Source organism: Arthrobacter sp. P4_F10 (assembly GCF_056401435.1).
The window spans coordinates 1-11344 of sequence record NZ_JBFUJJ010000057.1 but is presented as its reverse complement, the minus strand read 5'-3'; the positions used below and the strand labels follow the sequence as shown (position 1 = coordinate 11344).

Below are 11344 nucleotides of genomic sequence, written 5' to 3'. Positions count from 1 at the left end.
GGACCCACACTGCCCTGAAAGGGCAGGCCCTCCAAGCAAGAATAAACAATCTGCTTGATGAGGTCGGACTGGGAGCCGAACACACCCACCGGCTCCCGCATCAGCTATCCGGAGGACAGTGCCAACGCGTCGGCATCGCACGCGCCCTGGCCACATCGCCCCGTCTCCTCATCCTGGACGAACCCACCAGCGCCCTTGATGTTTCCGTCCAAGCCCAGATTCTGAACCTGCTCCAGGACCTGCAGCAACAAAAAGGGCTCACATATCTGCTCATCTCCCACGACCTGGACGTCGTCCGCTATCTCAGCGATGACGTTGCGGTTATGAAGACCGGAAAGATCGTAGAAAGCGGAACAGCCGAACGGATCTTCACAGACCCACGGCACGACTACACCCGCAGACTCCTCGAGGCAGCCCCAGGGCACGGCCGACCCGAAATGGCCGACTCCCACACTCTCCCCACCCTCACCACGCAAGGCAACGACTAAACATGCTAAAGGCAACAGCTAACAGTTCTCTCCTGACCAGCCCCGGCAAGATTGACCGCTATGCCGGCCAGGACTTCAACGAGCACGTCACCCTGGACAACTGGCAAGAAAGCCCATTCAATCGCTGGGGCTTCGCTCACATCAGCGAACTCATTACCACAGCAACGATCCGTCGAGGCAGCACATCCCTGCCCTCTACTGGAAACGATTCAGTCACCACGGAACACGCGGAGAGGTGGCACAGTGTTGAGGAGTTCCTGGAATCCACGCACACAGATGCCATCGTCGTACTTCAACACGGGAAACTGGTCCTGGAACGCTATTTTGGCTCTTTCCAGCCGCACGACCGGCACGTCCTGATGTCTGTTTCTAAATCCGTCTGCGCGCTTACCATGGGTATTTTGGTGGGCCGGGGACTCATAGACACGCAACAGCCTGTCCACCACTACGTCCCGCCGCTGAAGGGAAGCGCCTACGGGAACGCGACGGTCCGCCAAGTACTCGACATGACCGCCGCAGTCCGCTACAGCGAGAACTACCTGGATGCGGCCGCTGAAGTCCAGCAGCAGGATAGGATCGCCGGCTGGCGCCCCAAGCTCGAAACAGACCCAGAGGACACTTACGAATTCCTCACGCTCCTCAAAGCTGCCGGAGAACACGGCCGATCATTTCAGTACTGCTCAGCCGGTACAGACGTGCTGGCATGGATCATCGAGAACGTCACCGGCAAGCGATACGCCAAAGTCGTCTCCGACGAACTGTGGTCCCAGCTCGGGACACTCGATGATGCACTCATCACCACTGATTCCGGTGGTTTCGCATTTGCGAACGGAGGAATCGCCTGTACCGCACGAGACTTGGCCAAGATCGGACAGCTCATGCTGGACGACGGGAAAGCCAACGGGCAAACGGTCGTCCCATCATGGTGGATCAACGACACGATGCGCGGCGGAGACCCGCAACTGGCCAGAGGAACCGGCTACCAGAAAGTCCACCCCAATGGCTCCTACCGAAACCAGTGGTGGGTCCCCGGAGATAGCCGAGGCACGGTCTACGCCGCAGGCATCCACGGCCAATTCATTTGGATTGACCCCGTCAGCGACACTGTCATAGCGAAGTTCTCCTCTTGCCCACAGCCGGTTGCACTCGAACTCAGCCGGGCACACGCTGAAGGCTTCAAGCAAATGGTCAGCATCCTGGAATACACCAGCTGATTGAGGCGACCCCTCGGAGCGCAGGTCCTCAGGAATCCCCACTAAATAAAGGTCAAAGGATAAAAATCGCCTCCACAGGTAATCCGAAGCAGACCGCCGCCCGGTGGCTGTGCACCCAATTGCCGGCCTTCCGCTGCCCATCACAGAGCCAAACCGACTGCTGCAAATCCCGGTTTCCCACTCTGCTCGTTGCCTGCCCCTGTACTTCAGGGTTCGATTCCTGCTCCTGACAACGAACCACAAAGGCTCGGACGCAACCTGACACTCCTGGCGGTCCTCCCCCCTTTCCCCGACATATGGGCCCTTATCGGCACCRTGTAAGGGCGCAGGAAGTCGCCGTATCTGGACAAAAGCTCCCCAGTTTCAATCCCGGTCAATGACGAGAGGAGGAAGACGTGGAGGTGCTGCGCGTATTCAACAACAACGTCCTCGCCCGCGCCGCCAACAAAGGAGTGGTCATTCTCACCGGACGCGGCCTCGGGTTCCAGCGAAACCTGGGCAGCAGGTAGACGAAACCAAAGTGGTACGCGTCTTTGTCCCCGAGGACGGGCGCAACGCAGACAACTTCGGCGCCCTGGTGGCGGCCATTCCTCCCGAACACCTGACACTGGCCGACCAGGTACTGGAAATTGCCCACAGCGGTACAAACACGGCCTCTTCCTGACGGTGAGCAGGGACCAGCCTGCCCACTCCAAACACAGTCGACAGTGCTGGCGTACTAGCAGTCACCTGCGGCCATCGCATCTAAGGAATCAACACCTGTACCCCGGTAGAGCACCAAACGATAGGGAATGCTTGGAAAGCGGAGGCGAAGACATCTGGCACGCACGAAATGTGGCTACGAGAGGATTCAAAGTGCTATCGCAATCAACTTCCAACGCCCGTCTAGCGGGCAAAGTCGCGTTGGTCACAGGCGCTACTTCCGGTATCGGGGATACAATCGCCCGCAGACTGGTAGCCGAAGGTGCCCAGGTGCTGGCAACCGGGCGGTCAATCGAGCGAGGGCAACGACTTGAAGCGGCACTCGGTTCCCAGCTGCACTTCTATTCCACGGACATCAAAGACGAAGAATCAGGCAATTCCCTCACGTCCGCAGCAGTTTCACGCTTTGGTCGACTCGACGTGCTGGTCAAYAACGCCGCGGTCGATCACACGGGAGACCTTCTGTTAGTTCCCGACAAGGAGATCCGAGAAGTCTTCGAAGTCAACACTTTCGCTGCCATCCGCCTTCTGCAAGCGGCCGCCCGAACCATGCAGGAAGCTGGCGGATCGATCATCAACATCACTTCACGTTTGGCCTCAATCGGAGTGCCCACCATGGGGATTTACAGCGCCAGCAAGGGAGCAATGCTGGCGCTGACGAAGGCTGCAGCCGTGGACCTGGCCCCCTACAACATCCGAGTAAACGCCGTTGCCCCAGGCATGACAAAGACACCGCTGTACGACGAGTGGCTGGAAACGCATGCAGATCCAGCAGCGGCCGAAGCAAGGGTTGTTGACCAAATCCCCCTTAAACGGCTTGCACTTCCAAGCGACGTGGCCGGAGCCGTGGCATATCTGGCCTCGGATGAAGCCTCTTACATCACCGGCACCTCGTTGCCCATAGACGGCGGATACACAGCTCAATAGCCGCCGGTGACTCGATGGAGGGCGCCGGCATCAGCGACGGCGATGAACTGATCGTGAACCGGGCCCTCGAGCCGCGGGACGGGTCCGTGGTCATCGCCGTGCTGGACGGGGAGCTGACCATCAAGCGGCTGCGGATCACGGGAGCCGGCGTCGTACTGCAGGCGGAGAACCCGGCGTACCCGGACATCCGGGTCCCTTCGGTCGCGGATCTGGTCATCTGGGGCGTCGCGACCCGGTGCCTGCATCATGTCTGAGGCGCGCAATGTCTAAGCCTGCCCTAATGCGGCGGATGCCGCAGATCGCGCATGTGGATGTGAACTGCTTCTACGCTTCGGCCGAGCGGGCCTTCGACCCGTCCCTGGAAGGCTGGCCCGTAGTGGTCCTGTCCAACAACGACGGCTGCGCCGTCACCCGCTCCCCGGAAGCCAAAGCCCTGGGCATCGCCTTGGGCGCGCCGTGGTTCAAACTCGCCCCGCGGGCCAAGGAATGGGGACTCGTTGCCCTCTCCAGCAACTACGAGCTCTACGGCGACATCAGCGCCCGGGTCATGGAACTGCTCGGCCGCTACTCCGCATGGCTGGAGGTCTACAGCATCGACGAGGCCTTCCTCGGCATCAAAGGCACCCCGGACGAGCTGCTGGCCCTGGGCCGAACCATGAAGGCCGCCGTGCGCCGCAACGTCGGAGTCCCGGTCTGCGTGGGCATCGCCGGGACCAAGACCCTGGCGAAACTGGCCAACAAATGGRCCAAGAACAACCCGGCCTTCGACGGCGTCTGCCGCTGGGACTCCGTGCCCGCCGCCGACAGGCAAACCCTGATGAGCCGCTTGTCCGTGATCGAGATCTGGGGCGTCGCCACCCGGCTGACCAAACGCCTCAACGCCCTCGGCATCCACTCCATCCTGGACCTGTCCCGCGCCGATCCCGTCATGATCCGGGACCGCAGGAGACAGCTCGGGTCTGGCCCGGACGAGGTGCAGTGGGTGGCGGAAGGACCTGCCTGACCAGGCCGTATCGGCGGAGACTTCCACTGCGACAGGTTCGACCAGTGTCAGCGTTACCGGTTCCTTGTCGCGGTTGAACCGGTCCCGGGTGGTGCCTTGCACGGTCGTGGGCCAGGGGTGGRCGCCGCGGGGAGGTTGCAGCCACCGCTCCAGTTCCCGCGCGGCTGCCGTCTTCAAAGGTGTGGACCTGCCCACGATCCGCAGCTCCCCGTCCAGGACCAGCCCGGCCACGACCTCCCGGGGTTCGGTGATCGGCCCGATGACTGCCTCGCAGATGATTTCCACGGTTTCGCGGTGCTTGAGTTTCAGCCAGGAACGGGCACCTGGGGTGTAGGGCTGGTCGTTGCCTTTGATCTTCCCTGTCAAGTTCAGCGTGTTGATGTGGGGGGCCGGTTTTTTGGCCTACTGTTCAGGATTTCGTGCGACGGTCTGACCCTGAACCGACGGGGGCCTCCGTTGCACCGAAGCTTTGTCGACGCCGCGGCCGCTGCGGACTTTGACCTGTTGGGACAGGTTCTGCCGGCGGGCGCGCTGTGGGTGAAATACGATTGGGCCATGGTTACCAGTGTTGATGTGGCCCGGCATCTTGGATTGTCGCAGTCGACGGTTTCACGTGCTTTGCGGGGGGATCCGGCTGTCGCGCCTTCTACCAAGGAGCGGGTTTTGTCCGGGGCGCGGGAACTTGGCTATGTACCGGATGCAGCGGCTCGCATGATGGTTACCCGGCGGACGCATGCGGTGGGCATTGTGGTCGCGGATCTGACGAGCCCGATCTACCCGGTCATTGTGGAGTCGTTGCAGAATCGGCTGCTGGAGCGTGGTTACCGGATGGTCCTGATTAGGGATCCGGATATTTCGCCGGATCCTGAGGCCGTTGATGTGCTCGATCGTGCGACGGTTGACGGGATGATCTTCGTGTCGGCGAGGGAGGGGTCCGCCGCGGTCCGGCGGGTCCTTGACCGTGGCACTCCGGTGGTGCTGTTGAGCCGTGATGATGTCAGCGTCGATGTCGAAGCCGTACTCGCAGACGACAGGGGCGCCGGTGAGCTGGTGATTTCCCATCTGCAGGGCCTGGGGCACACGAGAATCGGCGTGCTGTCGACTTTGCGGGACCGGTCCAATGGCCGTGACCGCGAGGACGGTGTCCGCGCTGCGATGGAGCGCCGCGGGATCCCGGTACGCGAGGACTGGATTCAGCACCTCCGCTTGACGCACGAGGACGGGGTGCGGGCGGCCCTGGAGATGCTTGATCGCCAGGACAGGCCGACGGCGTTGTTTTGCGTGACGGATGCTTTTGCGTTTGCTGCCATGGACGCCGCAGCCCAACTGGGGATAAGTGTCCCAAATGAGCTGTCGATTGTGGGATTTGATGATTCCGGGCCATCCCGCTGGGCTTTTGTGAACCTGACCACCGTGCACCAGCCCATTGCGGAGATGTCGTACGAGGCGGTCGACCGCCTGGCCGGGAGAATCGAGGGCGAGCCTCCCAGCCAGGCACGGAAGCCCGTATTTCCGGTCAGGCTGGAAATACGGGGGACGACGGCGCCGCCTCCTCAGGCGGTATTGCGGCCGCCGCTCAGGTCAAGCGTCTGACCGGTCATATAGCTCGCTTCCGCGGAGAGCAACCACGTGGCCAGGGCGGAGAATTCCTCCGGGAGTCCGACCCTGCCCATGGGTACCTTGGCGAGCAGCTGGGCGTTCCTTTCAGGGCTGAGGTCCTCAAGGAGCCGGGTCTTCATCATGGACGGTGCGATGGAGTTGACCGTGACGCCATAGGGCGCGACTTCTTTCGCTGCCGTTTTGACCAGGGCCACGAGCCCGGCCTTGGAGGCCGAGTAGGCGGCCTGGTGCGGGTTCCCTTCGCGGGCGGAAATGGATGACAGGATGGCCACCCGGCCGTATCCCTGCTGTGTGAGGACCGGGAGGATGCTCGCCAGGCCGTGCAGGCAGCCGTCCAGGTTCACGCTCAGGGTTTTGGCCCATCCGTCGGCGGGCATTTCGGTCACGGGAGCTTCGGGACCCTGGATTCCGTGGGCGAACAGCGCCCCGTCGATCCGACCGTACCGCTGCAGTACTGTCTGGACGGTGCGGTCCCAATCAGCCCTTCTGGTGACGTTCAGGGCCATGCAGTTTGTGGGGCTGCTTCCGTCGCCCAGCCCGCCATCGGCGACATCGGTGCAGACGACAGTGGCGCCTTCGCGTGCGAGCCGGTCCGCGGTGTCGGATCCGAGCCCGCCGGCGGCGCCGGTGACCAGGATGACCTGATCCCGGAAACGGCCGGGCCAATAGATCTCGGCGCTGGCGGTTCGGGGCCGCGGGGGGCTGCCTGCGGCTGCCCCCGGTGTTGTGATTTCGGTGACTTCGCTCATGGTGTTGTCTCCATTTCAGTTTTCAGGAGTGAGCCGATCAGATTCTCGGCTGCGGTGTGGATGTGATTGAGGTGTGCGGCTGTGCCGAGGGCCTCGACGGCCCAGACGTCAGGGACTTCGACGCTGACCGGCGCGTCGGGAAGGGCCGCCAGGATTTCCCGAAGCGGGAAGACCCCCTCCCCGGGGGCCAGCCTTTTCGCACGCGACTCGATCTGCCGCGCGGATCCGTTCACATCCTGTCCCAGCGGCATGCGGTGCGGGACGGGCAGTGCCGGGGTTTCGGCCGGGCCGTCACAGAGCTGGATGACGGTCACCGCCCCTGCCGGCAGGGCTATCAGCTCTGCGATGAGGCCGCCTGCGCGCACGAAATGGAGCGCGTCCAGCATGATTCCGCAGCCTGTCTGCCCGACCAGCAGGCCGGCGGCCGGGATGGAGTCAAGGGGCTGATACGAGATCGGTTCAATGGACGGGCGGATGCCGTACTTCGTGGCATCCTCAACCAGCGCCGCAAGGCTGTCCGTCAACCGGGCGCGGTCCGGATCGCCGCCGATGACGTTGAGCACAGAAGCGCCGAGGGCTGCGCCGGCCTCCAGTACCGGTTCCCATTCCTTGCGTCCGCGGTGTCCGTCCAGGGTAAATACTTCAATGTCGCGGACTGAGAGGCCCGTGGCCGCCAGTCGTTCAATGGTCTGCACCGACATGAACGAACCGGCAGCCATGGGGTACTGGGTTTCACTCCGGGTTGCCGGGTGAACCCGGATCCCGACAGAGGTAAAGCCCGCAGCTGCCGCTGCGTCCACCAGCTCCGGCGGACTAAAATGCAGCGCTGACAAGTGCGCCAGCCCGATCGTTCTGTTCATAACTTCCATCCTGCTCTGGGTGTTTGACTGTTATTAAGCGATGCGCGTATGATCTAAATCACTAAATGACTACGTAGTCATTAAAGCACTCAATCCGCTCGCCCGCAAAGGTGCAGCCGAGCAAACAAGAAAGGTTGCGGTGAACCGCAATGCCTAGTTCCCACACTTCGAGCACCGGGGGTACCGCCATGGGCGCCCTGAACCATCCTCCCGTCGTCATCAGTGCCACGTCTGGACGGCGGGCAGCGCTGGCCAGCACTGTTGGCGCCGTCGTGGACTGGTACGACTTCTTCCTCTACGGCACTGCTGCCGCCGTTGTGTTCGGGCCGTTGTTCTTCCCATCGGACAACCAGGTCGCCGGGCTGCTGGCCTCCATGGGTTCGTTCGCCGTCGGCTTCCTGTTCCGCCCGCTCGGCGGGGCCATCTTCGGCCACTTCGGCGATAAGTACGGCCGCCGCACCATGCTCTTCATCACCGTCATCATGATGGGACTGGCCAGCACGGCCATCGGGTTACTCCCCAGCTACGCCGCGATCGGCGTCGCCGCACCGATCCTGCTCGTGACCCTGCGGGCCATCCAAGGCATCGCCGTCGGCGGGGAATGGGGCGGCGCGGCCCTGATGGCAGTGGAAAACGCGCCGGCAGGCCGGCGCAACTTCCTCGCCACCGGCGTGCAGATCGGATCATTCGTCGGACTGCTCCTCGGCACCGCAGCGTTCGCCCTGGTCACCGCACTGACCACGGCCGAACAGTTCCTCGCCTGGGGCTGGCGCCTGCCGTTCCTGATCAGCATCCTCTTCGCCCTTGTCGGACTCTGGATCCGGGCCGGCGTGCCCGAGTCAGCAGAGTTCACCGCCGTCAAGGAAGAACACAAGGACGCCCGTGCACCGTTGGCTGAAGCGCTGCGGACCAGCCCCAAGCAGATCCTGGCCGTGATCGGCATGCGGATGGTGGACCAGAGCACCTTCTACATGGGCTTCACCTTCTCCCTGGCCTACGTCAAAAACTTCACCGACACCCCTACCTCCACCGTCCTGACCGCCTCGATGGTCGCCATGGTCCTCGCCATCCCCTTCCTGGCACTCTGGGGACGCCTCGCGGACAAGTACGGCCGGAAATGGTTCTACATCATCGGCCCCCTCGCCGCGGCCCTTGCAGCAGCACCATTCTTCGCAGCGCTGGAAAGCGGCGAACTGATCCCGATGATCCTGGGCTTCTGCGCCCTGATCAACCTCGGACACAACATCTCCACCTGCGTCCAGCAGACCTGGTTCACCGACATGTTCGACGTCCGGATCCGCTACAGCGGCGCAGGATTCGCCTACGCACTCGCCGGAGCCGTGGGCGGCTTCATCCCCCTGATCGCCACCGCCCTCATGGCCAGCAGCGGCAGCTGGGCCCCCGCCGCGGCGCTCCTCGCCGGGCTTTGCCTGATAGCCCTGGTCTCCAGCCTTTGGTCCTACAAGTGGGCCAACAAGGAACACCGCTAAAGACAAGAAGCAGGACGCAACCAAACCAACGGTGACGCGAAGACGAGTGCGCGGCAACCGGCAACCGAGACGCCAGTTGCCGCGCATTCACCCCCTGCACACAAAACACAGACCACAGATACAGCCAACAATTAAGGCCAGCGCCGAGTGAAGACCACCAAATCTGATGACCTGACCACATCCCCCGCCAAAGCCCTGGACTGCGACGTCCTCGTCATCGGCTCCGGCGCGGGCGGGCTTTCCGCTGCCGTAACAGCCGCCTACCACGGCCTGAAAGTCATCGTCGTGGAAAAAGCCGAGGTCTGCGGCGGCGCCACGTCCTGGTCCGGAGGCTGGGCCTGGACCCCGGGTAACCCGCTGGCCAAAGCCGCCGGCGTCAACGAGGACCCCGAACTCTTCCGCACCTACCTGCGCCACCGACTCGGCGCGAACTACCGTGAGGACAAGGTCGAGGCGTTCCTTGAGGCCGTCCCGCACATGGTCGGTTTCTTCCAGGACAAGACCAGCCTGCAGTTCGTTCCCGGAGCCAAGATCAAGGACATCTACGGCAGCACACCGGGCGCCGGCACCGGGCACCGCTCCGTCGGCCCCAAACCCTTCAACGCCCGCAAAATCAAACCAGAACTGCGCGCCATAATGCGCCACCAGCTCTACGAAACATCATTCCTGGGCATGGGCATCATGGCCGGGCCGGACCTTACCAAGTTCCTCTCCGCCTCCCAAGGAAACCTCCAGGGCCTGTTCCACGCAGCCTGGCGGGTGGGCTTCCACCTGTTGGACCTGATCATTCACCGCCGGAACATGCAGCTGGTCAACGGCACCGCCCTCACCGGCCGGCTCATGAAATCAGCCGACGACCTCGGCGTCGACATCCGCGTCTCCACCCCCGCCAAGCGCTTGCTCACCGACGGGACCGGCACGGTGACCGGCGCCGTCGTGGATTCACCCTCCGGCAGCTACACTATCAACGCTTCCCGCGGCGTCGTTCTGGCCACCGGCGGGTTCCCCAACGACGTTGCCCGCCGCAAGGCGCTTTTCCCCAAGACCCCCACGGGCCGCGAGCACTGGACACTCGCACCCAAGGAAACCACCGGGGACGGCATTACCATTGCCCAGGCCGTGGGTGCCCGCTTCGACACCGATGCGGCGTCTCCGGCAGCCTGGTGCCCGGTCTCCCTGGTCCCATACCGGAACGGACGCACCGGTACGTTCCCGCACATCATGGATCGCGCCAAACCCGGCAGCATCGGGGTGCGCCGGGACGGCAAGCGCTTCGTTAACGAGGCCAACGGCTACTACGACTATGTGGAAGGAATGCTGAAGGCGACCCCCGAGGGTGAATCGGTCGAGGCTTGGCAGATTGCCGACGCCGAGTACGTGCGCAAGTTCCCGCTGGGGATGGCCAAACCGCTGCCCGTCCCGCTCTTCCCCTACCTCCGCTCCGGCTACCTCAAAAAAGGCAACACCATCGAAGAACTCGCCGCAGCCTGCGGCATCGACCCCGATGCTCTGGTCAAGACCGTGGCCGAGTTCAACGAGAACGCCCGCAAGGGGGTGGATCCGGACTTTGACCGCGGCGCCAGCGAATTCAACCGCTACGGCGGAGACCCGAAGAACACCCCGAACCCGTCCTTGCGCCCATTGGAAAAGGGGCCGTTCTACGCCGTCAAAATCGTCCCTGGCTCCTTCGGCACCTTCGCAGGCCTCGCAGCCGATGCGCGCGCACGGGTCCTGGACACGAACGGGCACCCCATCAAGGGCCTATACGTCGCCGGTAATGACCAGGCCTCAGTCATGGGCGGACAATACCCCGCCGGGGGCATCAACCTCGGCCCCGCCCTGACCTTCGGATACATCGCCGGACGCGACCTCGCAGGAGCCACACACTACGAAGACGACGGCACCCCAGCCACCGAAACAATGACCGGGAACGATGACGCCCCGGACGCACGAAGTCGTCGCCGATGACGTACATACCGGAACCCGAAACCAGTCCCTGGAAGGATTCAGACTGTCAAGAATCGCGACCCCAACGCTTCTTAAGGAAGGGGCCCTGGGTCGAGCTTTGTGGATGGATATCGCGAGCCAAGGGCCCAAGGGGGGCGGCCCCCGCCCCCTGACCACACCAGCAGCACCCGCGGCAGGAAGCCCCAGCGAGAAATGTAGAAAGTGAAACCCGTGGAGAAGAAGAAATCCCGCTACCCGAGCGACGGCTTCGCGCCTCAAGACTGGACGGGCCTCCTGCCAGGACAACACGTGTGGGTCCGGCCCAACGACGGTGCGACCTTCGC

Annotated in this window: 10 protein-coding genes and 2 pseudogenes; 10 read left to right on the top strand and 2 right to left on the bottom strand. The window is 63.2% G+C overall.

The window, feature by feature from the left end:
• The 8 genes and pseudogenes from AC1DR1_RS22095 to AC1DR1_RS22060 all read left to right on the top strand — a co-directional run.
• Window positions 1–488, top strand: a 488-nt coding sequence (locus tag AC1DR1_RS22095; RefSeq protein WP_476993338.1) for an ATP-binding cassette domain-containing protein, incomplete at its 5' end; no start/stop codon positions are given.
• A gap of 2 nt (window positions 489–490) precedes the next feature.
• The gene (locus tag AC1DR1_RS22090) at window positions 491–1702 is read left to right on the top strand and encodes a serine hydrolase domain-containing protein (protein WP_229995474.1); all 1212 of its coding nucleotides are present in this window, start codon (window positions 491–493) and stop codon (window positions 1700–1702) included.
• Between the two features lie 395 nt (window positions 1703–2097).
• Window positions 2098–2211 carry a CAT RNA binding domain-containing protein gene (locus tag AC1DR1_RS22085; RefSeq protein WP_229995473.1) on the top strand — a complete coding sequence of 38 codons (114 nt, stop codon included), beginning with the start codon at window positions 2098–2100 and terminating at the stop codon, window positions 2209–2211.
• Window positions 2212–2222: 11 nt separating this feature from the next.
• Window positions 2223–2366 carry a hypothetical protein gene (locus AC1DR1_RS22080; protein ID WP_229995472.1) on the top strand — a complete coding sequence of 48 codons (144 nt, stop codon included), beginning with the start codon at window positions 2223–2225 and terminating at the stop codon, window positions 2364–2366.
• Window positions 2367–2557: 191 nt separating this feature from the next.
• A complete protein-coding gene (locus AC1DR1_RS22075; RefSeq protein WP_476993337.1) occupies window positions 2558–3331 on the top strand; it encodes an SDR family NAD(P)-dependent oxidoreductase in 774 nt (257 codons plus the stop codon).
• 5 nt (window positions 3332–3336) lie between these two features.
• Window positions 3337–3585: pseudogene (locus tag AC1DR1_RS22070) on the top strand (LexA family protein); the annotation flags it as partial.
• A gap of 8 nt (window positions 3586–3593) precedes the next feature.
• Window positions 3594–4274, top strand: a pseudogene (locus AC1DR1_RS22065) (Y-family DNA polymerase); the annotation flags it as partial.
• A 354-nt stretch (window positions 4275–4628) separates the two neighbouring features.
• Complete coding sequence (locus tag AC1DR1_RS22060) at window positions 4629–5927, top strand: LacI family DNA-binding transcriptional regulator (protein WP_364746404.1); 1299 nt, start codon at window positions 4629–4631, stop codon at window positions 5925–5927.
• On the opposite strand, the gene AC1DR1_RS22055 is transcribed toward AC1DR1_RS22060, so the two are convergent.
• Both AC1DR1_RS22055 and AC1DR1_RS22050 read right to left on the bottom strand, forming a co-directional pair.
• Window positions 5888–6703 (bottom strand): SDR family NAD(P)-dependent oxidoreductase, encoded by an 816-nt coding sequence (locus AC1DR1_RS22055; protein WP_229995469.1) that lies wholly within the window; start codon window positions 6701–6703, stop codon window positions 5888–5890. The genes AC1DR1_RS22060 and AC1DR1_RS22055 overlap by 40 nt on opposite strands.
• Window positions 6700–7563, bottom strand: coding sequence for a sugar phosphate isomerase/epimerase family protein (locus AC1DR1_RS22050; RefSeq protein WP_229995468.1), 864 nt, complete (start codon window positions 7561–7563; stop codon window positions 6700–6702). Before AC1DR1_RS22050 ends, AC1DR1_RS22055 begins: the two co-directional genes overlap by 4 nt.
• Before the next feature lie 188 nt (window positions 7564–7751).
• On the opposite strand from AC1DR1_RS22050, the gene AC1DR1_RS22045 reads away from it, so the two are divergent.
• Window positions 7752–9053: an MFS transporter gene (locus tag AC1DR1_RS22045; protein WP_476993336.1), complete on the top strand. Its 1302-nt coding sequence runs from the start codon at window positions 7752–7754 to the stop codon at window positions 9051–9053.
• A 147-nt stretch (window positions 9054–9200) separates the two neighbouring features.
• A complete protein-coding gene (locus AC1DR1_RS22040) occupies window positions 9201–11021 on the top strand; it encodes an FAD-dependent oxidoreductase (protein ID WP_476967732.1) in 1821 nt (606 codons plus the stop codon).
• The last annotated feature ends 323 nt before the right edge of the window (window positions 11022–11344 follow it).